Source organism: Planococcus sp. 11815 (assembly GCF_051096385.1).
GTDB lineage: Bacteria > Bacillota > Bacilli > Bacillales_A > Planococcaceae > Planococcus > Planococcus citreus.
The window spans coordinates 890777-914168 of sequence record NZ_CP096991.1; the positions used below are offsets into that span (position 1 = coordinate 890777).

At 50.9% G+C, this 23392-nt stretch carries 24 protein-coding genes; 16 read left to right on the forward strand and 8 right to left on the reverse strand.

The window, feature by feature from the left end; genetic code table 11:
• The first annotated feature begins 237 nt into the window (after window positions 1-237).
• The 7 genes from M1Q06_RS04550 to M1Q06_RS04580 all read left to right on the forward strand — a co-directional run bounded on the left by M1Q06_RS04550 (window position 238) and on the right by M1Q06_RS04580 (window position 7456).
• Complete coding sequence (locus M1Q06_RS04550; RefSeq protein WP_058381462.1) at window positions 238-1059, forward strand: DUF3100 domain-containing protein; 822 nt, start codon at window positions 238-240, stop codon at window positions 1057-1059.
• Window positions 1052-1504, forward strand: coding sequence for a hypothetical protein (locus M1Q06_RS04555; RefSeq protein ID WP_101805356.1), 453 nt, complete (start codon window positions 1052-1054; stop codon window positions 1502-1504). Before M1Q06_RS04550 ends, M1Q06_RS04555 begins: the two co-directional genes overlap by 8 nt.
• Window positions 1505-1758: 254 nt before the next feature.
• Window positions 1759-2904, forward strand: a complete 1146-nt coding sequence (locus tag M1Q06_RS04560; protein WP_434401931.1) for a glycerate kinase — start codon at window positions 1759-1761, stop codon at window positions 2902-2904.
• Window positions 2905-3024: 120 nt separating this feature from the next.
• On the forward strand, window positions 3025-3384 hold the full coding sequence (locus M1Q06_RS04565; protein ID WP_434401933.1) for a hypothetical protein: 360 nt from the start codon (window positions 3025-3027) through the stop codon (window positions 3382-3384).
• 112 nt (window positions 3385-3496) lie between these two features.
• On the forward strand, window positions 3497-4795 hold the full coding sequence (locus tag M1Q06_RS04570; RefSeq protein WP_434401935.1) for an MFS transporter: 1299 nt from the start codon (window positions 3497-3499) through the stop codon (window positions 4793-4795).
• A gap of 123 nt (window positions 4796-4918) precedes the next feature.
• Entirely contained in the window at window positions 4919-5773 is an 855-nt protein-coding gene (locus tag M1Q06_RS04575; RefSeq protein ID WP_101189815.1) for a YusW family protein, read from the forward strand.
• Between the two features lie 135 nt (window positions 5774-5908).
• Window positions 5909-7456: a Na/Pi cotransporter family protein gene (locus M1Q06_RS04580; protein ID WP_434401937.1), complete on the forward strand. Its 1548-nt coding sequence runs from the start codon at window positions 5909-5911 to the stop codon at window positions 7454-7456.
• 47 nt (window positions 7457-7503) lie between these two features.
• On the opposite strand, the gene M1Q06_RS04585 is transcribed toward M1Q06_RS04580, so the two are convergent.
• The 4 genes from M1Q06_RS04585 to cysK form a co-directional block, all read right to left on the reverse strand.
• The gene (locus tag M1Q06_RS04585; RefSeq protein ID WP_112233691.1) at window positions 7504-8496 is read right to left on the reverse strand and encodes an ABC transporter substrate-binding protein; all 993 of its coding nucleotides are present in this window, start codon (window positions 8494-8496) and stop codon (window positions 7504-7506) included.
• A 31-nt stretch (window positions 8497-8527) separates the two neighbouring features.
• Entirely contained in the window at window positions 8528-9283 is a 756-nt protein-coding gene (locus tag M1Q06_RS04590; RefSeq protein ID WP_101189817.1) for an ABC transporter permease, read from the reverse strand.
• Window positions 9267-10055 carry an ABC transporter ATP-binding protein gene (locus M1Q06_RS04595; protein ID WP_101805357.1) on the reverse strand — a complete coding sequence of 263 codons (789 nt, stop codon included), beginning with the start codon at window positions 10053-10055 and terminating at the stop codon, window positions 9267-9269. The genes M1Q06_RS04590 and M1Q06_RS04595 overlap by 17 nt, the downstream gene beginning before the upstream one ends.
• Window positions 10056-10204: 149 nt before the next feature.
• Window positions 10205-11122 (reverse strand): cysteine synthase A, encoded by a 918-nt coding sequence (cysK, locus tag M1Q06_RS04600; protein WP_404336908.1) that lies wholly within the window; start codon window positions 11120-11122, stop codon window positions 10205-10207.
• Between the two features lie 227 nt (window positions 11123-11349).
• Here cysK and M1Q06_RS04605 point away from each other — a divergent pair, with 227 nt between their 5' ends.
• From M1Q06_RS04605 to M1Q06_RS04625, 5 genes are all read left to right on the forward strand, one after another.
• Window positions 11350-12030: a potassium channel family protein gene (locus M1Q06_RS04605; RefSeq protein ID WP_434401941.1), complete on the forward strand. Its 681-nt coding sequence runs from the start codon at window positions 11350-11352 to the stop codon at window positions 12028-12030.
• A gap of 39 nt (window positions 12031-12069) precedes the next feature.
• Window positions 12070-12735, forward strand: coding sequence for a reverse transcriptase-like protein (locus M1Q06_RS04610; protein WP_434401943.1), 666 nt, complete (start codon window positions 12070-12072; stop codon window positions 12733-12735).
• A gap of 195 nt (window positions 12736-12930) precedes the next feature.
• Window positions 12931-13731 carry a DUF4397 domain-containing protein gene (locus tag M1Q06_RS04615; protein WP_434401945.1) on the forward strand — a complete coding sequence of 267 codons (801 nt, stop codon included), beginning with the start codon at window positions 12931-12933 and terminating at the stop codon, window positions 13729-13731.
• Entirely contained in the window at window positions 13688-14395 is a 708-nt protein-coding gene (locus tag M1Q06_RS04620; RefSeq protein WP_434401947.1) for a class F sortase, read from the forward strand. Before M1Q06_RS04615 ends, M1Q06_RS04620 begins: the two co-directional genes overlap by 44 nt.
• Window positions 14396-14615: 220 nt before the next feature.
• Window positions 14616-15419: an ion transporter gene (locus M1Q06_RS04625; protein WP_434401949.1), complete on the forward strand. Its 804-nt coding sequence runs from the start codon at window positions 14616-14618 to the stop codon at window positions 15417-15419.
• A 49-nt stretch (window positions 15420-15468) separates the two neighbouring features.
• On the opposite strand, the gene M1Q06_RS04630 is transcribed toward M1Q06_RS04625, so the two are convergent.
• Window positions 15469-16350, reverse strand: coding sequence for a LysR substrate-binding domain-containing protein (locus M1Q06_RS04630; protein WP_434401951.1), 882 nt, complete (start codon window positions 16348-16350; stop codon window positions 15469-15471).
• Window positions 16351-16548: 198 nt separating this feature from the next.
• Here M1Q06_RS04630 and M1Q06_RS04635 point away from each other — a divergent pair, with 198 nt between their 5' ends.
• Window positions 16549-17868 carry a GntP family permease gene (locus tag M1Q06_RS04635; RefSeq protein WP_404467198.1) on the forward strand — a complete coding sequence of 440 codons (1320 nt, stop codon included), beginning with the start codon at window positions 16549-16551 and terminating at the stop codon, window positions 17866-17868.
• Between the two features lie 24 nt (window positions 17869-17892).
• Window positions 17893-18669: a 3-hydroxybutyrate dehydrogenase gene (locus M1Q06_RS04640; RefSeq protein WP_404336922.1), complete on the forward strand. Its 777-nt coding sequence runs from the start codon at window positions 17893-17895 to the stop codon at window positions 18667-18669.
• A gap of 329 nt (window positions 18670-18998) precedes the next feature.
• Here the strand turns inward: M1Q06_RS04640 and M1Q06_RS04645 are convergent, their stop codons facing one another.
• Together M1Q06_RS04645 and M1Q06_RS04650 are read right to left on the reverse strand one after the other, a co-directional pair.
• Window positions 18999-19775 (reverse strand): alpha/beta fold hydrolase, encoded by a 777-nt coding sequence (locus M1Q06_RS04645; RefSeq protein ID WP_434401953.1) that lies wholly within the window; start codon window positions 19773-19775, stop codon window positions 18999-19001.
• Window positions 19776-19855: 80 nt separating this feature from the next.
• Complete coding sequence (locus M1Q06_RS04650; RefSeq protein WP_308302135.1) at window positions 19856-20419, reverse strand: TVP38/TMEM64 family protein; 564 nt, start codon at window positions 20417-20419, stop codon at window positions 19856-19858.
• Between the two features lie 174 nt (window positions 20420-20593).
• Here M1Q06_RS04650 and M1Q06_RS04655 point away from each other — a divergent pair, with 174 nt between their 5' ends.
• Window positions 20594-21676, forward strand: a complete 1083-nt coding sequence (locus tag M1Q06_RS04655) for a YkvI family membrane protein (RefSeq protein ID WP_434401955.1) — start codon at window positions 20594-20596, stop codon at window positions 21674-21676.
• Window positions 21677-21750: 74 nt separating this feature from the next.
• Entirely contained in the window at window positions 21751-22707 is a 957-nt protein-coding gene (locus M1Q06_RS04660) for a ketopantoate reductase family protein (protein WP_434401957.1), read from the forward strand.
• 36 nt (window positions 22708-22743) lie between these two features.
• Here M1Q06_RS04660 and M1Q06_RS04665 read toward each other — a convergent pair whose 3' ends face one another.
• Complete coding sequence (locus M1Q06_RS04665) at window positions 22744-23328, reverse strand: biotin transporter BioY (RefSeq protein WP_101189828.1); 585 nt, start codon at window positions 23326-23328, stop codon at window positions 22744-22746.
• Between the last annotated feature and the right edge of the window lie 64 nt (window positions 23329-23392).

The window sequence follows — 23392 nt, forward strand, 5'->3', positions numbered from 1 at the left end:
ATTCATAGCGGATTATAGACTTCTTCAACACTCTGGAAAGCAGAAGCTTAGGCTTCTGCTTTTTCATTTAGATTGAAAAATCTGTCACTTCTGTAAATGACATGCTTTCTACGGGATAAAAAGCGAACAAAATTCAAAAAAACTATTGAATCGTCCGTTATATAGCGTAGACTAGGTTTATAGATTGCGGTTTAATTGAAAAATCGTTGTCAGTTCCGAAGAAAGCGAGGAGAAGAGATGGAGAAAGTAGAATTGAAAACTGTTATTAAGGATTGGCGTTTGCATGCCATTGCATTCATTTTGGTAGCCATCACCGAAGCGATCGGCCAATTCAGCATTGCTGTGGGGCCAGGAGTTATTCTATTATTACCGATGCTATATGCATTCTTTTTGGGTCTTGGCTTATATTTCACGCCGCTCATTTCCGAGAAAAACGCCAAAAATGCAGAACCGCTCATTATTTTAGGGGTGACGTTGCTCATTGCCAAAATCGGTGTCACAATCGGGCCGCAAATTGAAGCGATTATCGCAGCGGGTCCGGCACTTTTACTGCAGGAACTTGGCAATTTGGGAACGATTTTCCTGGCACTGCCGCTTGCGGTGCTGCTCGGGTTCCGTCGTGAAAGTATCGGCATGACCCACTCGATTGCACGTGAGCCGAATGTCGGGCTGATCGTTAACAAGTTCGGATTCTCTTCGCCAGAGGGCCGCGGCGTCATGGCGGTCTATATTTTCGGAACAGTGTTTGGAGCCGTTTTTCTCGGCTTGATATCTGGATTGCTTGCGACGGCGACGCCGCTGCATCCTCTGTCGTTCGCCATGGCATCGGGCGTCGGGAGCGGGTCGATGATGGCTGCGGCCAGTGGTTCGCTGATTGGTGCATATCCGGAATTGGAAGAACAGATTGTTGCCTTTGCGGGAGCGAGCAATTTGCTGTCGCTTTCCACTGGCTTGTATTTCAGTATCTTCATCGGCTTGCCGCTGACGGAGAAATTGTACAGCATCATGATGAGACGATCGGAACGAAAAGCTGCAAAAGGAGGCGGGCCGAATGCTTAAGAGTGTCATCGAATGGACGTGGGTATTGGCTATTTTCGGCGTCGCCGCCTTGATCGGCAATTGGTTCGGCATGGACGTCTTGCCATGGGAAGCGATTCCGGGAATGCTTGTCTTGATCGCCGTGAGCCTTGTTGGTTTGATGCTGGAGAAGGCATTGCCCTTCAGCATGCCGGCCGTCGGCTATATCGGCATACTCGCCATCATCATTTCCTTGCCATGGTTTCCAGGTTCGGATTATGTCGTTGCCTGGACAAGCCAGATCGGCATTTTGGCCCTTGCCACGCCGATCCTTGCCTACGCCGGCATCTCGGTCGGATCGAACTGGGCGGATTTCCGCAAGCTGGGATTCCGGAGCTTTTTGGTCGCCATCGCGGTCTTTCTCGGGACCTTCATCGGCTCAGCCCTTATCGCTGAAGTGATTTTGCGCTGGCAAGGTATTATCTAAAGAAAAAAATCCCCGCAGCGATATTTGCTGCGGGGATTTCTTGATTGAGCGCAAAAAGAAATGGCCCGCTGCAGTCGCCTGCAGCGGGCCTTCAAAAAATTTGGGGGTGAAGGGGAAGCTCACTAAACGCTTCTGTTTACTAGTTACCACATGCCGATGGTGCTCAAACATCTTGCCGCAACTTTTTGAAACTTGTACATTCTATATAGATAGATTTTTTTAGATCGATCGCATTCATAGTTAGGGGGAGTTTGATGAAAATTATTGTGGCGCCGGATTCTTTTAAAGGCAGCATTTCAGCTGAGCAAGCTGCCCGTGCAATGGCACAAGGGATAATAGAGGCAGCTCCAGATAGCGAGGTCATCGAATTGCCGTCCGCGGATGGCGGTGAAGGGACCATGGTGAATCTGGTCGCAGCGACAAATGGCCGCATGGTCACACACCAAGTATCAGGGCCTCTCGGAAAGCCGGTTGCTGCCAGTTATGGAGTGCTCGGAAACGCCGAGACTTGCGTCATTGAAATTGCTGAGGCATCCGGATTAACTTTGCTTTCACAAACAGAGCGCAACCCGGAACGCGCATCGACGGAAGGCACCGGCGAATTGATCCGCCATGCCCTCGACGCCGGGTTTCGGGATTTTATCATCGGGCTTGGAGGGAGCGCGACGAATGACGGACGCACAGGATTACTGCGCGCGCTCGGCATGCGTTTTCTCGATGCTGCAGGTGAGGCGCTGCTGCCAGGAGCTGGGGCGCTGGATAAACTGTATGCGATAGATGCACACTCTTTTGACCCGCGCATCCAGGATTGCCGCTTTGTCATCGCGAGTGATGTCGACAATCCACTGGTCGGCCCGAACGGCGCTTCGCATATATTCGGCCCGCAAAAAGGCGCGACCGATAAAATGGCGGAAGCGCTGGACCGGAAGTTAAGCCATTACGCCGATATCGTGGAGAAACAGACTGGAGTGTCTTTGCATGACTATGCGGGGGCAGGGGCTGCGGGCGGTGCAGGCGGCGCGTTTTTGGCATTCTTTCCAGCAGTCATGCGGCGCGGCATCGATGTCGTTCTTGAAGCTTCTGGATTTTCAGAAAGCGTGGCGTCGAGTGATTTGATTTTCACGGGTGAAGGAAAATCGGACCGCCAAACCTTATCCGGAAAAACAGCTTTTGGAATTGCCCAAATGGCAGCTGTCCACGGCAAGCCGGTCATATTATTGTCAGGTGCGATCGATCCCGAGAGCCGCAAGGACTTGATGCGCTTTTTCGAAGAAGTGCATTCAGTATCAGGTGGGGCTGTGACCGAAAAACAATCGATGGACAACGCCTCTGTGCATGTGCGCAAACGGGCATCGGAAATTCTCAACGCTTATTTGGACAATCATCCACAATCCGATTAAGCATCCGCACAATTTTTATTTCGGAACAGGTGTAACAAAATGCGAAACGGGGTAGAAATCATTAACTGCCCCAAGCATATATGCACATGCGGACGAAATAAAAATAAGGAGGGATTTCCCGTGACGACGCCAATTACCAGAAGCAAGCTTCGGAAAGACACCAGTAGTTTGTATGCTGATATGATGGCTTTTTATCAACGTTTTTCCAGGTCCCACGAACCAGGGCAAGCAGATTTACAGCGCATGAAATTGAATCTGGACAGGTTAAACCCATCTTCTACTGGTGAACAGATTGAAGCGATCCGTTTTTTGGAATTCTTTTTGGCGATCCATCTCGGGCAAATCGATTCCGCACATGAAGCAGAGCGCATCCAATTGCTTGGCCGTGCCAAAGACTACACAAGCCGGGACTCAAGACAACGGCGTGCGCTGAGAAAATGGCGACGCGAAGTGGAAGAAAGCAGCGAACAGGCTGTTTGAGACAAGAGAGCCGCGAGTGGCTCTTTTTTTATTGCCTGCAATTCCATCCTCCAAAGCGAAAGGAAACGCGCTATAATGAAGCTGTTATTTAACTTTGAATGGAGGCCGAACGATGGCTAACGAAAGAACGCAAGCAGGCAGTCACACGCTTGAAAGCTATATCGAGTCGCCGGAAAAACTTCAGGGCTTGTATAAGCGCACCTTATGGATTGTCATGCTCTCGCAAATTTTCGGGGGAGCGGGACTGGCTGCCGGGATTACGGTCGGCGCCTTGCTCGCGCGGGATATGCTCGGCACAGAAAGCTATGCTGGGCTTCCGGTCTTTCTCTTCACACTCGGCTCTGCAGGGGCTGCGCTCGTTGTTGGGCGCTTGTCTCAGCGTTTCGGCCGCAGGACAGGCTTGGCTGCTGGGTTTCTTACGGGCGGCATCGGCTCGATCGGTGTCGTATTTGCCGCGATATGGGGCAATGTCTTTCTGCTGTTCCTGTCGCTTCTTATTTACGGTGCGGGAACGGCGACGAATCTTCAAGCACGTTATGCAGGAACCGACCTGGCAAGCACGAAGCAGCGCGGCACGGCCATCAGCGTTGCAATGGTGGCGACCACGTTCGGCGCATTTGCCGGCCCGAATCTGGTTGGCGTCATGGGAAGTTTCGCTGAATCGATCGGGGTGCCCGCACTTGCCGGCCCGTTCATTTTAGCGGGAGTCGCATACATACTGGCAGGCATCGTGTTATTTGCGCTATTGCGCCCAGATCCGCTCATGGTGTCGCGTTTTATCAGCGATCAGCAAAAACGGAATCAGGCTGCGTCAGGAGAAGAAGAAGTGGCAGGCCCAGCGGTCAATAGCCGCGGCGTTTTTCTCGGTGCAACAGTCATGGTCATCACGCAAATCGTCATGGTCGCGATCATGACCATGACGCCGGTGCATATGGGCCATCATGGCCATAGCCTCAATGCGATCGGCATGGTCATCGGCATCCATGTAGCGGCGATGTATTTGCCTTCGCTCGTGACCGGGGTGCTGGTCGATAAGGCCGGGCGCGTCGCGATGGTCGTCGCAGCAGGGGTGACCTTGCTCGCAGCAGGGCTTGTTGCGGCCTTCGCCCCTGGAGATTCGCTGTTTGTCCTGATTCTCGCCTTGGCGTTGCTCGGGCTTGGCTGGAACTTCGGTTTGATCAGCGGCACGGCGTTGATCGTCGATTCGACAAAACCGAAAGCGCGAGCGAAAACACAAGGGACGGTCGATGTCCTGATCGCCTTGGCCGGTGCGACTGGCGGCGGCATGTCGGGAATGGTCGTAGCCGGTACCAGCTTTGCGGTGCTGTCTCTTGCCGGCGGGATTCTGTCATTGTTATTGGTGCCTGTCGTCATTTGGTTTTGGCGCAATCAAGAAACCAGTATTTCATAAGGAGAGGAGGCTTGGATGCCCCCGCTTTTTTCATTCTCATGGAATTTTAATGTTCTCCTCAGCAGTCACTCAGTCCACGCGGATATGATAGAACTATCATAAAGCGAGAAAGGGTGTTTGAAGATGAAGAAAATGACGGCAGGAATGGCCGCAGTGATTTTATTGGCAGGATGCGGCACAGGACAAGATACGAGCGAAACGACAACAGCGGATACTGAAAATGCGACGCAGCAACAAGGGGATGCAACGAACGGAGATAGCGACGCAGCGCAGGGAGAATCTGTTGAACAAGCGGACAGTTCGGAACAAGCAGCGCAAGATGAACAGGCATCATCTCCAGCAGCAAGCGGCGAGATCCGCGAATTTGACTTGGATTTGAAGTTCACGGATGACCGTGAATGGGAATTCGATTACGACCGCAACCAAGCTTCGATCGAGCGCGATTCTGGAGACCGGCTATCTGGCCAGGAAGCCCAAGATGAATTTGCGCAACTTTTCCAAGCCATTCAGTTTTCAACGGCACGCCCGCTTGAAGACATCAAGCGTGAAGTGTTGGAGGCGGTCAATGCCCAGCAAGCGGATGTCCGGGAGTTTGAGCTGGATGTGAAATTCGAGTCGGGGGAAGAAATGGAAATCGACCACGATGTGAGAAACGGCGCAAGATCTGAAGAGCTCGATGAATTCTCGCTCGAACTGACATTTATGGGAGGCGGCGAATCGAGTTATGATTTCGAAAGCGATGAGCGGGAAGCGGAAATCGAGCGCCGTGATGGATCGGAAAGCGAAGGGGCAGGAGCACTCGATGAGATGGAGCAGTTGCTCGGCCAAGTCAACGTCACGACAGCCCGTTCCATCGATGATATGAAAGCTGAAGTTCTGCAAGCATTGTCGATCGATGCGGCTGAAGTAGAGGATTTCGATCTCGAAGTCGATTACCGGGGCGGCGAAGAAATTAAGTTTTCCCATGATATGAAGTAAAGAGGAAGAGCCTTCTGCGGAAGGCTTTTTTTATGTGGATTTAAATTCACGGCAAAGTGAAATCAAAACAGCCGATTTTCTTTCGGTAAACATTCAGCTTTTCGTATACACTGTAAAACAAAGGAGGCGGGCGTGATGGCGATGCTTTTGGCGATTTTAGGCGGAATCGGCTTATTTCTTCTAGGCATGCAAATGATGACCGGCTCCTTGAAAGAGCTGACTGGAGAATTCATCAAAGGATGGATGAACCGGTTTGCGGGAGGCACCGGGCGCGCCATCTTTTCAGGCGCTTTCATCACGGCCATCATCCAATCCTCCACAGCTGTTACGCTTTTGACAATCGGCTTCGTCAGTGCCGGTTTGCTCAGTTTTGCCCAGTCTGTTGGCATCATCATGGGGGCGAATATCGGCAGCACCAGCACCGGATGGCTCGTTTCACTTATTGGATTCAAGGTGGATCTTCAAGGGTGGGCGCTGCCGATCATTGGATTCGGAGTGTTGTTGAAGACTTTCCTTCCCGAGCGAAGCCCGGCTTACGGGTCGGTTCTTGCCGGATTCGGCCTGTTGTTTCTTGGCATCGGGGTTTTGCAAGAAGGAATGGGGGAACTGCAGCATGCTGTTTCCTTTGCCGGGCTGACAAACATCTTCCTGCTCGTTTTGATCGGCATCATCATGACCGTCATTATGCAATCTTCAAGTGCCGCTGTGGCTACCACATTGCCGGCTTTATTTTCAGGCGTCATCGAATTCGAACAAGCGGCGTATCTCGTTATCGGGCAAAATATCGGAACGACGCTCACCGCAATTCTTGCCGCTGTCGGGGCAGGGACAGCAGCGAAGCGGGCGGGCTTGACGCATGTGTTGTTCAATATCGGGACAGCCCTGTTGGCGTTAATTCTAACACCTCAATTATTGCAGGCGACCGCTGCCATCACCCGGTTGATATTTGATGAATTCGACGCGGCATTCGGCATCGCCATTTTCCATACTTTGTTCAATGTGCTCGGTGTTCTGGTTTTTGCGCTGTTGATTCGCCCGTTCATCCGGTTGATCGAAAAAATCGTTCCCGAAAAAGGCAATCCGTTCGTCCAGCATTTAAATCCTCAAGTAGCTAAACTTCCGGAAGTGGCGCTTGAAGCGGTTCATCAGACAATCCAATTAATCTTATCGGAATTGATGCAGCTGATGCGGATGGTGCTGTGGGACGGCACGGTGGACCGGCGCAAAGTGGATACTTTGCATGGGGCAGCGATGGAAGTCCGTACTTTCCTCGACCAAATCCAGTCCATGCCGCAAGAGGCTTTTCAGCGGCATGTGCAGATTCTCCATACGCTAGACCATGTCGACCGCCTGCTGCAAGTGATTGAAGAGCCGATTGGCCGGGAAGCATACCAGGTTCACCCGGGCCTCACCGGCAAATGGATGCCGCTGCTCGACAAAGCGCAAACCGAAATAACCGAAGACGAACAATTGCCGGAGCTGGCGCAAGAGTTCCGTGGTGCTTCGGAAGAAATGGCCGCCGAACGGAAAGCGCGGCGCAACGAATACTATATCCGTGCTGCTAAAAACGAAGCAGAGCTTGCGACGGTCTTGAAAAAAGTCGATGCCTTATTATGGTTCGACCGCTTGATCTATCATGCTTGGCGAGCTGTTGCGCGGCTTGAAAAAGCACAGCGGACATGACAAAAGCCCCCACCTGAATTGGTGGGGGCTTTTGTTCTTTCATTCATTTAGTTTAAAAACTGTGTATCGGTCAATTCGCTGAAGTCAGGTTTTTCTTTCAGGAATTTCAAGTCGAAGGATGAATCGCCGAAGGCTTGGATTTCTTCGCCATCGATGTCCGTGCTGAAGAACATATTATCCCAAGCGCCGTCGATAACGGATTTTTCAAGCTCTTGGCCGGTGATATCGTCGATTGTGGAAATGACGATTTCTTTGGATTCTTCCGGGTTTTCTTCAATATAGGCAGTTGCTTCTTCATGTGCGTCAACAATCGCTTGCACGGTTTCCGGATCGGACTCGATCAATTCGCTGGAAGTGACGAGAACCGATGCCGGAAGCGTCGTGCCGAAGGAAATTTCATCCGGCTGTATGATCACCTTCGCGCCGGTATTTTGGGCGAGTACAGATGCCCAAGGTTCCGGTGCCACCGCAACATCGATCTTCCCTGTTTCAAACATCGCTTCGTACTGGGCAGGCTTGCCGGTCTGATGGATCATTTCCCCGCCGATGCGGTTTGAGGTGATGCCGTTTTCTTTCATATAAGTCTCGAACTGGACATCGTGCGTGCAGCCGACACGAGGTGTGATGAACGTGCTGCCTGGGATGTCTTCGATGGATTCGATGCCGCTGCCATCACGCGCCATGACGACGGTTCCGCCGCTCGCGCCGCCAGCGATCATGCGCACATCCGCCCCGTTCGTATAGTTATTCATCGCTGGGCCCGGGCCGACCAGGCCGCCGTCGATGTCGCCGGTTTTCAAGGCGGTCATGAAGTCGGAGCCGTCAGCGAATGTGACGTATTCGACATTCGTGCCTTCCGGCAAATTGCTTTCATAGAACTGCTGGTCTTTTGCGACCATTGCCGTGGCGTGGTCAAGGTTCGGGAAATAACCGAGTACAATGGTATCTTCAGCATCGCCTGAGGCGGCGCCTGATGCTCCGCAAGCTGACAAAATTCCCGCAGCTGCAAGGGTCGTTAATACAAGTCCGGATCTTTTCATGGAATAATTCCTCCTCTAATGGTTTCGAATTTTAGGATTCGAGTCCCCAGCGTTTCAGGACGTTCTTTTCAATGCGTTGGAAGATCAATTGGTCGACGACTGCGCCGACGACACCGATGATGATCATGACACCGATGACGAGTGCCATATTGCCGAAATCGGAAGCATAGCGCAAAGTATAGCCAAGCCCTGGCCCGGCACTTAATAATTCACCGGCCATGAGCGCGCGCCAGGCAAAAGCCCAGGCGAGACGCGCGCCGGTTACAAGATAAGGGACCGACGCCGGGATGATGACTTTCCAGAATAGGTCGATGCCACCGGATCCCATCGTGCGGGCTGCTTTGATATAAAGCGGGTTGACGTTTTTGATGCCTGTCCGGACATTGAGCGTCATGACGAATGTACCGCCGAGGATGACGACGAAAATGATGGCGCCTTCCCCGAGGCCGAACCACATCATCGCAAGCGGCAGCCAGATGATGCTCGGTACGCTTTGCAAAGCCAGGACCATCGAGCCAATCGTGTCATCGGCCGTTTTGGAGCGGGCCAGCAAAATGCCGAGTGCCGTCCCAATCAAAAGTGAAACGGCGAGGCCGATCAACAGGCGCCGGAAACTCGCCACCAGGTCATAGACCAAAGTCATATCGGCGAATCCTGCGACCAGTGCGTCCCATACGCTGAACGGCGAAGGCAGGATCGTTTCATGCCATAATTCGAATTGGGAACCGAGACCCCAGAAAACAATCAGTCCAGTGAAAAACAGGAGGCGCTTAACTGCGGGCTTCATAAGCAAGCTCCTCGTTTATGACTTTATCGATTTCACCTTTCAACAGCCCCATGATGCGTTCTTCGAGCGCGGCGACTTGTTGTTTATGTTCATCGCGCGGGCGTGGGATATCGACTTCGATGTCCGCGATGACAGTTCCGGGACGGGTGCCCATCACGACGATGCGGTCCGATAGCTTGATCGATTCCGAAATGCTGTGCGTGACAAAAACGATGGTTTTCTGCGTATCGATCCAGATTTTCTCCAATTGCCCGTGGAGCCGGCTGCGCGTCTGTTCATCAAGCGCGCCGAACGGTTCGTCCATCAAGAGCACAGCGGGGTCCATCGCTAAGGTGCGCGCGATCGAGACGCGCTGCTGCATGCCGCCCGACAATTCATGCGGGTAGTGGCCCGCGTAATTGCTGAGCTGGACCATCTGCAGGAAATGGCGTGCGCGTTCTGCAGCTTGCTTGTTGTTCATGTCCTTGCGCAACGGAAACACGACGTTTTCCGTCACGGACATCCAAGGGAACAAGGCTGCTTCCTGGAACACCATGCCGCGGTCTTTGCCGGGCTTCTGGACATTCTTTCCGTCGACGACGATGCCGCCGGACGAAGCGGAGGTGAGGCCGGCGATCATCGACAGCAAAGTCGACTTGCCGCACCCGGATGGGCCAAGAATCGAGACGAATTGGCCTTTCGGGATTTCAAGGTTTATATCTTTTAATACGGTATTGGCATTATTGTCTTTATCGGTATAGATCTTGTTGATGTGCTGGATTTCAATAAACAAAATAATTCACCGGCTATAAAACCTACCTTTCCAATCGGATATCATTTAATAAAGTATAGTAGTTTTATAGGGATTGTCAATAATCTCGCGCAAAAAAGTTTCGGGCAATAAAAAAAGAGAGGCATCTGCCTCTCTTTCCAAAACAAAATTCATTCGAATAGGTTCATGCTCAAATAGCGTTCACCGGTGTCCGGTGCAATGCACAATACCTTTTTGCCGGCTCCGAGCCGTTTGGCGATCTCGATTGCCGCATAAATAGTCGCGCCGGCAGAAGGGCCGACAAAGACGCCTTCTTCCCGAGCGGAGCGGCGGAACATCTCGATGGCGTCTTCATCCTCGATCGCCATAATTTCATCGTAGATTGCCGTATTTAAGGTATCCGGCACGAATCCAGGGCTAGTACCGACGAGTTTATGCTTGCCGGGCTTGCCGCCTGACAGGACAGGTGAGCCTTTCGGTTCGACGACTGTAATGTGGAGGTTCGGCAAGTGATCTTTCAAGGTCTCGCCGGTTCCGGTAATGGTGCCGCCTGTTCCAGCCGAAGCGACGAATGCGTCGAGCTGTCCGTCCATTTGCTCAAGGATTTCAAGCGCCGTCGTGCCGCGATGGGCATCGGGGTTGGCTGGATTTTCAAATTGCTGCGGGATAAAGCTTCCAGGAATCGTTTCCCGCAATTCAAGCGCTTTTTGGATCGCGCCAGGCATTTTATCGTCACTTGGCGTCAAGACGACTTCCGAACCGAAAGCTTTCAGCAAATTGATGCGTTCTTGAGTGGCATTGTCCGGCAGTACGAGGATGGAGCGGTAGCCTTTTGCTGCAGCGACCATCGCCAGGCCGATGCCGGTATTGCCGCTCGTAGGTTCGATGATTGTCGACCCTGCCTTCAATTCGCCGGACTCTTCAGCTTGCTTGATCATATTGTAAGCCGCCCGGTCCTTGACGCTTTTGGTCGGGTTGAACATTTCAAGTTTTACATAGACATCCGCTGCGCCTTCAGGGACGATGCGGTTCAATTTAACGACAGGCGTATCGCCAATCAGGTCTGTAATGGAATCAAATGGTTTCATTAACTAAACAACCTTTCTCTATCGGATATAAAGGATATTACCTTCCATTGTAGTACAAAGCGAAAGGCTGTGCCATTCGCTTGTTTCAGGAGTTGGAGAATGCGTCAATATAATATAGAAGAAAGTTTGTCGGTCCTTGCTCGGTTAAATAAGCAAAACGGGGTGAAATCTTCGACAAAATGCCAAAGAGTAGCGTACTATTTTGGTAACGGGAAATCGTTCGAATCATGCAACGGAAAGTAGGGACAGACGTGAAAAAACAAATAGTGGTAATCGGGCTTGGGCGCTTCGGAAGCAGTGTCTGCAAGGAACTTTACGGAATGGGGCACGATATCATGGCGATCGATTCCAATCCGGAAACGGTCAGCACGATGTCCGATTATGCGAGCCATACGGCAACAGCCGATGCGACGGATGAAGGCAGCCTGAAGTCGCTAGGTGTCCGGAACTTCGAGTACGCCATTGTCGCAATCGGCGATGACTTGCAAGCGAGTGTTTTGTGCACGCTCATGCTGAAAGAACTGGGCGTGCCTAAAGTTTGGGTGAAAGCACGCGACCAGCAGCACCAAAAGATACTGGAACGCATCGGGGCAGACCGTGTCATCCAGCCGGAATATGAAATGGGCGTCCGGACTGCCCATCACATCGATTCCGAAAAAGTGGTCGACTATATCAACTTATCCGAAAACTACAGCATCATCGAACTTGCGGCATCCGACAAAGTGATCGGCAAGACACTCGGATCATTGAATATCCGGAAAGATTACGGCTGCATGATTTTGGCGATCAAACACGGGGAGGATGTCAATATCGCGCCGCTCTTGGAGGATTCGATCGAAGACGGGGATATCCTGATTGCGATGGGGCATAAAGACGACCTTAAACGCTTTGAAGACAAAGGGCTGTAAAGAACGGCAGCACAATCGATGGGAAAAGGCGGTGGCTGAATGAAAGTACGGATCGATTGGACGTATAAATCACCGAAAAACAAAATCGTGCAATTTCTCTCCGAAGAGCTTGAAGCAAATGAAGCGCTGATGGTGGCCGAGGACCTGGATCGCACAGGCCGCACCAAACGCCTTCAGTTTGCCGATCGCCATAACAGCAACTGGAGCGTCAAGGAACTGAAAAACTATGTCAAGGAAGTGGAGACAGAGCCGCATGACGCCGTCGCCTATTACGATGGGGGCTTTGACCGCCATTCGAAACGGGCGGGACTCGGCTGCGCCATCTATTTCAATCAAAACGGCAAGGAATATCGCTTACGGAAAAATGCCGTCATCGATGGAATCGATTCGAATAATGAGGCTGAGTATGCAGCACTGTCGATGGCGGTCCAGGAAATCGAATTGCTCGGCGTCCATCATCTCCCTGTCCGCTTTATCGGCGATTCGAGGACGCTGGTCAATCAGATGAGCGGTGAATGGGCAGTGCCGGAACAAAGCTTGGCAAGGTGGGCAGACCGGATCGACCAGCGCCTGGAAAAGCTCGGCATCCATCCCGAATACGAATTTGTCCCGAGAAAGGAAAACGCGGAAGCTGACCGTTTGGCAACACAGGCACTTGGCGAAACGGTGATTGAGAGCTTGATTGACTTGAATGCTGATAAATGAATAAATAATGGGTGGTTGCCAGGAATAAGGACTCCTGGCAACTTTTTCTATTCCACGTAAGTTTGTATCACTTTACATGCCAAATCACTCAAATTTATCAGAATAGTTAGATATCTATTGAAATTATCTTGTGTAGGGTGTATAAATGAGGTGTACAAAAGTTATACAAATACTATATGGAAAGAGGTTGGACACATGAAGAAGTTATCTGTCTCTCTTGTCGCAATGCTGGTGCTGTTTTCGCTTCTCGGATCTTTGGTCATGGCGGATGAACACGGTGACATGGCAAAAGTTCGGGTGTTGCACGCTTCACCTGATACCCCTGCAGTAGATGTGTACGTCAACGGGGATTTAACGCTCGAAGAAGTACCATTCAAGACGGATTCCGGATATCTGGAAGTCCCGGCTGGAACGCATGATGTAGAAGTATTCGCTGCGGGTACTGAATATGCAGCAGGAGAAGGCGTCTTGCAGGCTGACTTGGAAGTGGAAGCCGGAAAAGCCTATACAGTAGCTGCTGCCAACCTATTGGAGTCCATCGAATTTGTAGTTGCTGAAGATTCCATGGAAGTCACTGAAGGCCAGGCGAAAATCCGTGTCGGCCATTTGTCCCCGGATGCTCCAGCAGTTGATGTTGGGATCATCGGTGGAGATGCATTGTTCAGTGGAGCAGAGTTTCCAGGAATCACGGATTATGCCGAAGTAGCTCCTGACACATACGACTTGGAAATCCGCTTGCCGGATGGCACGCAAGTATTGCCGCTCGAAGGAACTGAACTTGCTGCAGATACAGTTTACTCAGTCTTTGCAGTGAACACAGTCGATTCGCTTGAAGTGATCGCCCTTGTCGATTACGAAGCAGCTGCTTCACCGGACGAAATGCCGACAACTGGACTTGGTACGCCTGAACAATCCCAGTCCATGTGGTTGTTGGTCGGCGGCGCGTTGTTGATTGTCGCAGCTAGTGGGCTTGTGTGGAGAAAACGATTTCAATAAATTCGCACTGCCCCTCGCTGCCGTATTTCTTGCAGGCTGTACGGCTGCCCCGCAAGATGAAGTGAGTGTCCGCAGTGCGGAAGTCGGCTTTGCCGTCAAGGCAGAACCGGCCAAGCCCGAACAACCGAAAGAAGTAGAGAAGGCAAAAGCCGCTGAGAAAGAAAAACCGGGGGCGCAGTCGAAGCAGGCGGCCAACCCGATCAATGAATTGAACCAGCCGGGAATCACACCAGAGAAGCTGTCGATTCCATCCATTGAAGTGGAAGCGGAAGTCACGCATCTCGGTGTCACCGATTCGGGGGAAATGGCGGTGCCGGATAACGGCGATGAGTTGAGTTGGTTTTCCCCAGGCTACCGTCCCGGACAAAGAGGCCGGGCGGTCATAGCTGGACATGTCGATGATTTGGACGGGCCGGCTGTATTTTGGGATTTGACAGAGCTCGAGCCGGGCGATGAAATTCTTATATCCGGCGACGACCGCGAGCTCAAGTTCAAGGTCCATACGATGGAGTCGGTGCCGCTCGATCTGGCGGATGTCGATTCGGTGTTCGGTTATCATTCATCCCCGGAGCTGGTGTTGATTACTTGCTCTGGAACTTATGATTATGACCGGGGCACGAGGGAAGAGCGCTTGATTGTCTACGCTTCGCTTGTACAAGAATAGAAAGCGTCTCCTTGGAGGCGCTTTTTTTGTGGGCTGGTTTTGGTCTTTAGCTGGCGAGAGTGGGCAGGGCATGGAATCGACACATTTTCGCAACAATACTTACAGCAGCTCTCCACTGAGAGGCAACTTCCTTATAGCTGCATGATATAATTGGATGGAACTTTTTGCGCAATGAGCGTATCGGTTACATCAGATTATACAAGGAGTCGTCTATCGCCTTATGAAGGAATCATTGAAGCGAATCGTGGAAAGTGCGCGGTTCAATACATTCATCACTGTTTTGATTTTAATCAATGCCTTGCTGGTCGGCTTGGAGACCTATCCGTCGATTGCGGAAAACTACGGGTCATGGCTGTTGGTGCTGGATATCATCATCCTGGCATTCTTTGCTTTAGAGATACTTGCTAAGCTATTCGTGTACCGGGCGAAATTCTTCGGCAATGCATGGAATAATTTCGATTTCATCATCGTTGTCGGTAGTCTTATCCTCTACAACTCGCCGTTTATCAGCGTGTTGCGGATTTTCCGCGTGCTGCGGGTATTGCGGACGGTGTCGACCATTCCATCGCTGCGCCGCGTCGTGACGGCTTTGTTTATGGCCATTCCGACTATTACCAGCGTAATTTTGCTCATGTCGATCATTTTTTACGTTTATGCGGTCATCGGCACATTCTTTTACGCCGATATTGAACCGGAATATTTCGGCGATCTCGGCCTTTCGCTTATCTCGCTGTTCCAAATTTTCACTTTGGAATCCTGGGCGAGCGGGATTTTCCGGCCAGTCTTTGCGGCAGAGCCGTGGTCTTGGCTGTATTTCATTTCCTTTATCATCGTTTCGACGTTTTTGATGATCAACTTAATCGTCGGGGAAATCGTCAACAACGCACAGAAGATTTCAGATGAAATCGACAAAGAGACGGCTGAACTCGAAGGCATCAAAGAAGACACCTCGGAAATTGAAAGTTTGAGGAAAGAAGTCGGCGAACTGAAAAGCATGATCCAAACACTTGTCGATCGGAAATAATAGTAAGCAAAAGAAGCTGCCTAAGATGGGCAGCTTCTTTTTTGGTGAATCAAACTTTCGGCAGCTGGTTGACGAGTGTGATGAATTCGCGGGAGACATAGGGCACGTAGCGGTTCTTGGCCATGATGATGCCGAGCCGCCACGGGAAGGTCTGTGTCAGTGAGACCATTTTGAACGGACCGTCCTGGACGCGGTCGCAGATCAGTTTCGGCATCAAGGTGACCCCGAGATTTTTCTCGACCATGCCGACGATGAAATCCCATTGAGAGCTTTCGTAGGCGATTTTCGGTTCGAATCCTTCGCTCCGGCAAAATTCCACGGTCCGCCCATTAAGCGTGAATTCCTTGCTGAGAAGCAGGAACGGGTCGTCTCGGAAATCGATCAAATCACGAGTTTCCTGGTTTGCGAGTGGATGGTCTTCGTGGACGAGCAGTTTAATTTCCTGATCGACAAAAGGAACGACATCGAAACGTTGAGCATCGACAGGGAGCATGACGAATCCGAGATCCACTTCGCCGTCGGCCACTTTTTCCTCTACTTTCTTGGCGCCGTCTTCGATCAGAATGACGGTCACATCGGGGTAGCGGGATTGGAACGCTGCGATGATCGTCGGGAAAAACAAGGTGCTGATGACCGGCGGCAAGCCGATTTTGATCTTGCCTTTATTCAAGTTCATGACGTCATACAGCGAAGAAGACAAATCGTCGAGGCTATTGACGATTTTCTGCGCCTGGATGAAGACGACTTCTCCGGCGTCGGTCAAGCGTACTTTCCTCGAAGAGCGGTCGAATAACGATACGTCCATTTCCTGTTCCAGGTTTTTGACCATCTTGCTGAGTGTCGGCTGGGTCACGTGAAGGGCTTGTGCAGCTTTTGTAAAACTTTGATGCTTGGCCACTTCGATGAAGTAGCTGAGCTGTCGGATATCCATGTGAATGCTCCTTGTCTATAACTAATGTCTATGGAAGCTATTATTATTATTCATTTTACCTATCGATTTCTTCGTTGTATAGTATTAAAAGGTTTCAGGACTAAATATTTAGACAATTCATCTATGCTTTTCAGGGAGAAAAGTAAGCGTTTCCAATTTGTTAGAAAAACCGTAACACATTCAAAAGGGGGATTTATCATGTTAAGTATGATCGGAATGGTTGGAGGACTTATTCTATTGATCGTGTTGACGATGAGGGGCGTCAACTTGTTGATCGCTGGCCCATTGTCGGCATTATTCGTCGCGGTTCTCAGCGGCTTGCCGTTGTTTCCGCAATTAGTGGGGGAAGGGGAAGCTAATTTATTGTCGAACTATATGGGCGGCTTCTCCGGATTCATCACCTCATGGTTCCCGATGTTCTTGCTCGGGGCTATCTTCGGTAAAGTCATGGAAGATACAGGAGCGGCAGACAGCGTCTCCAAATGGCTGGTCGGAAAGTTCGGCTTGTCAAAAGCGGTGTTGGCGATTGTCATTGCCTGTGCCGTCCTGACTTATGGCGGCGTCAGCTTGTTCGTCGTTGCTTTCTCGGTTTATCCGATGGCGCTCAGCTTGTTCAAGCAAGCGGACCTGCCTCGCCGTTTTATCCCGGCAGCGCTTGCACTCGGATCTGTCACGTTCACGATGACTTCTGCAGGATCACCGGAGATCCAAAACTGGATCCCGATTGAGTATTTGAACACGAGCCCATACGCCGGCTGGGAAGTCAGCATTATCGTTGCGGTCTTTATGGCGGTATTCGGCTACTGGTGGCTCAAGCGCATGATCAATAAAGCCGTGAATAAAGGCGAGCGCTTCGAGGCAAGAGAAACTGACCCGCAATTGACGGACCGAGTATTGCCGCATCCAGTGACGGGCTTGATTCCGTTGCTGGTCGTTCTGGCCATTTCGTTCATCTTCCACGATTCACTCGGTACTTCTGCCTTGATCTTGGCATTGCTCGGCGGCGTCATCACGACATACCTATTGAATATGAAATACTTCACGAATCTCGGCAAAGCATTGACCGATGGAACGATCGGCGCGTTGATCGCAATCGGCAATACGGCAGCGGTTGTCGGCTTCGGCGGCGTTGCAAAAGCAGTACCGGCTTTCCAAGTGGCAGTCGATGCCATGACAAGCATTCCGGGAAGCCCGTTGATCGGCGGCGCCGTGGCGGTCAGTGTCATCGCAGGCCTCACAGGATCCGCATCCGGCGGCCAGGTCATCGCCTTGCCATTGATTGCCCCTCATTATATCGATATGGGCGTCAACACAGAAGCACTTCACCGGACTATCGCGATTTCTTCCGGCGCACTCGATTCATTGCCGCATAACGGTTACGTCGTTACAACGATCCAAGGGATTTGCGGCGAGACCCACAAAGCAGCATACGGCGCTATGGGGGCTGTAACGGTGATCGTGCCGCTGGTTGGGTTGGCGATTGCGATTGTACTGTTCACCTTAGGACTAGGCATTTAATTTTTCACTTGGAGGGACTCCATCATGGTAGATAAGAAAGTGGTATTGATCACCGGCGCCGCGAGCGGCATCGGCTATGAAATCAGCGTGGATTTTGCCAAAGAAGGCGCAAAGATCGTGTTGACCGATATCAACGAAGAAGCAGTGCAACAAGCTGCGGATGAGTTGAAGGGGCAAGGCTTTGATTGCATCGGCATCAAATGCGATGTTACCAGTGAAGCAGAAATCAAAGCAGCTATCGATAAAACGGTGGAAACATTCGGTTCCTTGGATGTACTGATCAATAATGCGGGGATGCAGCACGTCTCGCCGATCGAAGAATTTCCGACCGAGAAATACGAATTGCTGATTAAGATTATGCTGGTTGCACCGTTTATCGCGACCAAGCATGCCTTCCCGATCATGAAGAAACAAGGCTTCGGGCGCATCATCAATATGGCGTCGATCAACGGTCTCGTCGGCTTCGCCGGGAAAGCGGCTTATAATAGCGCCAAGCACGGCGTAATCGGATTGACGAAAGTCGCGGCACTAGAAGGCGCAGAGCATGGCATCACGGTCAATGCGATGTGCCCGGGTTATGTCGACACGCCGCTCGTGCGCAATCAGCTGGGCGATTTGGCGAAGACGCGCAATGTCTCGCTGGAAAAAGTGTTAGAAGAAGTCATCTACCCATTGGTTCCGCAAAAACGCTTGTTGTCGGTGCAGGAAATCTCCGATTACACGATGTTTCTCGCGAGCGATAAAGCCCGTGGCATCACCGGGCAGGCAGCGGTCCTTGACGGCGGCTATACAGCACAATAAAAGCACGGCGCATTTTGCGCCGTGCTTTTCAGAGTGTTGAAGAAGTCTATAAATCCATTACGAACTAGAATGGAGTCGTTTTTTCTACATTCAAAAATCAATGATCTTTCTAAGTATTTGGAGAAGCGTTCGCTCGACTCCTGTGGATTAGCGAGATGACCGAGACCCCGCAAGGCGCATCGCGACTGAGGAGGCTTGGGCGCGAGCCCACGGAAAGCGAGCGATAAGCTTCGGAAAATACGGTTTCCTAAACTTCTCGATGGCATGGTAAAGCACGGCGCATTTTTGCGCCGTGCTTTCTTATTTTTATATAGGCTTTTAAATGAAACTCAATCGTCGAGAAAGTTTTCAGCGATGCCGAGAAACAGGCGAGGCTGTTCGACGTTGGGGGCATGGCCCGAACGCTTGAATTCCATAAAGCTGGCGTGCGGGATGAGCTGCGCCGTCTCGCGTCCTTTGTCCGGTGGGTTCAATTCATCATAGCGTCCGCTGATGACCAAGGTTTCTGCTGAAATCTTCGAAAGTTCCGGGCGCAAATCAAAGCGCTCTAAGGCGTTTGACGCGATGCCTTGCTGCTCCATCGTCAGTTGGGGGCTATTTTGGGCCGTTTTCTCCTGCCATTTCTTAACGGCCGTCAAGCGATGGAACATATAGGCTTGAGCTTTATCGAGCTTGTCGTGGATAGATAAGCCGTTAAACTCGTCTTCATGGCGATCGAATAATTCAGCCATGGATGATTGCTCGCCGTAGGATTTGGTGGCGACCAACAATAATTTGCGCACGCGTTCAGGGCGTCTCGCAGCCAATCCTTGTGCAATATAACTTCCCATGGAAACACCGATGACATCGACCGACTCCAGCCCCAGCTGGTCCAATAAAGCGGCGGCGTCTTCGATGTGGTTGTCGAGTGTATAGGAATCAGGTTTTGCCGAGTGGCCGTGACCTCTTGAATCGAGTGCGATAATGCGGCGCTTCGTACGGAAAAAATTGATTTCGCGGTAAAACATGGAGGAGCTGGTAGTTAATCCATGAAACAGGAGGAGCGGCTGGCCGCTTCCAATATCTTCGTAATACAGGCTAATATCGTTTTGGGTGAATATAGGCATTAGTTTCTTCCTCTCATCTCTATCTACTATTTTACTATACCTCAATAACACAAGCGCAAACGGGAAGCCGTCTGCGCTTGTCAGGTTTTGTCCAATTTATGCTTGCGGCTTTGCCATTTATCGATAAAGCTGAAAATCGCAGCGAGCAATAAGAACATGCTGAGGGTCGTATACCAAGGGAATTCCGAAATGGCTCTGCCGAAAGCGGTATAGAGGATAGCTGGAGCGATCAAACCAAGTGCGGAATAATACATGTATTCCCTGCGTGTATTGGTCATCTCCATCAAATAAAACGACAGAAGGTGAAAATGGACAAAGGGCATGACCCGCAGAATCATCACCTGGGAAACGGTTAGGTTGCGGTCAGGAAACCATTTGTCTTTCAAAGCGGCGAGTTTGGCACGGAAGCGCGGGAATTTATTGATCATCATATAAGAAATGAAACTCATCAGCGTCAATCCGATAAAAGACAGGATGGCGCCTTGGAAAAAACCGAAAAGAAAACCGCCTGCAATGCATACGGCGATCACCGGCAAAAACAGCAGCGGCCGGATCAAATGGAGCAAAATGAACAAAAGAGGCGCCCAAAGTCCCGCATGCCCAATGAAGTTTTCTATCGCTTGCTCGAACTCAGCCAAATCCACTGTTCTCCCCGCCTTTCAGCTTCTATTACTAATAAGGAAGAATAAGCGAAAAGGTCCGGAAAAGCAAGGATTTGTTTGATCCCCCCCAAATTAGGGGTATGAAAAATTATCTACATAAAACACATTTTGATAAGCATCTATGTTAACCATCATCAGGAAAAGGGAGAGGATTTTATGAAAAGAAGCTTGAAAATAGCCAGTGCCTTCATCGGGATAGTTGTCGGCGCTGGCTTTGCGTCCGGACAGGAGATTTTGCAATATTTTACCAGTTTTGGCTATTGGGGTGTAGGCGGCGTCCTGGTCGCTACTGCATTATTCGGCTATATCGGGATGATTCTGACCCGTCTAGGAAGCCGTATGCAAACCACCTCACATGAAGACGTTGTCTACCGAATCAGCGGGAAATGGCTCGGAAAAGTGATCGACTATACATTGATTTTGACCTTATTCGGTATTTTAGTCGTTATGATCGCAGGAGCTGGATCGATATTTTCCCAACAATTCGATCTAGCGCCAGCATTCGGGCGCAGCATCATGATTGTCTTGGTCATCGTGACCATCATGATGAATGTCAAAAAAGTTATCACTGTCATTTCCAGCATTACGCCATTTTTGATTTTAATGGTAGTGGGCATCGCTATTTACAGTGTCATCACGATGGACAGCAGTTTCAGCGCACTCGACCCGGTTGCGAAAGAACAACTGTCCGCTACACCGAACTGGCTATTGTCGGCAATCAACTACGTGTCACTCGCCATCGCGCTTGGGGCATCGATGTCGCTCGTGATGGGTGGTGCCGAACAAGATGAGAAAGTAGCAGCCCGCGGCGGTTTGATCGGCGGGCTCGGTTTCGGCGTGTTGATCCTGCTCAGCTATGTGGCGATATTCGCGAAAGTGGATGTTGTCGGGGGAGCGGATTTGCCAATGCTCGCTATCGGGGATGATATCTCCCCAATTCTCGGAATCATCATGGCTGTTGTTATTTTTGCGATGATTTACAATACGGCTGTCAGCATGCTGCTGTCGTTCTCTGCACGGTTCACGGAAATCGGCACGAAGAAATTCCGGATCTTTGTTATTATTGCCGGATTGATCGCTTTTGCACTCAGCTTCGTCGGATTTACGGCTTTGGTCAATTATCTGTACCCAGCAGTCGGCTATCTCGGCTTGCTGTTGATCGGAGCCTTGATCTTGGCGGATATCCGCAAAGTCGGCAAAAACGACAAAGCCCAGCGTGAAAAGAAAGCAACAAACTAAGAAAAGGCCTTCTGCCACGCAGAAGGCCTTTTTGGTATAGTGAAGAAAGCAGACATGGATGGAGGAGGAATAGGATGAAGATTTTGATTGCCGGGGCAGGCGCGATGGCTTGTCTGACTGGGGGCAAACTGAAGACAAGCGGGGAACAAGTGCGCTTATACAATCGAATGAATAAACACGTGGAAACCATCAATAAGCAAGGTTTGCGCATCGTCGAAAAAGATAATTCGGTTACGCAAATCAATCTGGAAATCATACAGGACTTAAAAGCCCATGAGCAGGTGGATATCCTGCTCGTCCTGTTGAAAGCCCAGGCCAATGAAGCGGTGCTCAGCAAACTGCGTGGCAAGCTGGCTGAGGGTACGGTGATCGTCACGATGCAAAATGGCATCGGGAACGCCGAAACGATCCAACAATTGTTTCCGATGAATACGGTCGTCTCCGGAACACTTGGCCATGGCGCGAGCGTTGAACACGATGGCACAATTCTGCATAGGGGCTGGGGCATAAACTATTTGGGCAATGTCGAAGAAGAAGCTGCCAGCGAGAAACTCAAAGCTTTTGCCGAAAAATTGAGTACAGCGGGCATGAAAACGGAAGTGTCGGCAGACGTCAACGCCGTCATCTGGAATAAATTATTCGTCAATGCCGCTTTCAACTCCGTGACCGCCCTCACCCGCCTGAAGAACGGCGACATCCTCAATACGCAGGAAGGAGAAGACTTGCTGCGTGCGGTCACGGCAGAAGCGGTGCTCGTCGCCCGTGCGGAAGGGGTGGATGCGGACGCAGAAGCGGTCGCAGAGGAATGCCTGAGAATGGGCCGCCAGGATATCGGCGGCAATAAATCATCGATGCTCATGGACATCTTGAAGAAACGCCAGACCGAAATCGAAGTCATCAATGGCGGCATCGTGAAGCTGGGGAAAAAACACGGAATCGAAACGCCCGTCAATGCCAGCTTGGCTGGGTTGATCCGCATCATCGAACAGAATTACAAGCTGCGCGTCGACGAATCGAGCGTACAAAAATAAGCCAGTTGCCGGGATTCCGGCAACTGGCTGTTCCTGTTAAGGCAAGTATTTCTTGATGATGGGCTGCATCCGGAAGCCGAACAGGCCGGCAAAGACAGCGAGCAGCACGTCTTTTGGAAGAGGCACCGCCATCCAAGCCCAAGCCATCCCGTAAGTAAAGCCTTCCGGCGCGGCAAACCATAGTTTATAAGCGGCATACATCCAGTTGGTGCCGAACACGTAATTGATCGCTGTCGCTACAAGAGCTGCGAAGATAAACCCTTTTTTTGAAGGCATTTTTTCTGCAATCCAACCTGCTGCAAAAGCGGTAAAGATATAAGATAGGATAAAGCCGAATGTCGGCGAGATCAATGTGTCCATACCACCTGAAAACTTGGCGAAGACCGGGACGCCGGCAAGGCCGATTGCGGCATAGACGATCATCGCAGCAGCGCCGAGACGCTTGCCAAGCAGAATGCCGGCAAGAACTGCGAAGAAGGTCTGCAAGGTGATCGGCACGCCCCCGACGATCAGGAAAGAGGAAATATTGGCGCCGATCGCCATGAGCGCTGCGAACATGGCGATGTGAACGAGTGTTAAGGTACGCGAATGATTGCTGGATCTGGTTATTGAAGTTGTCATGAAAATCCTCCACTTCGTATGTACTAAAACCGAGTATAAAGAATGAGTTATTTTAAGTCAACTT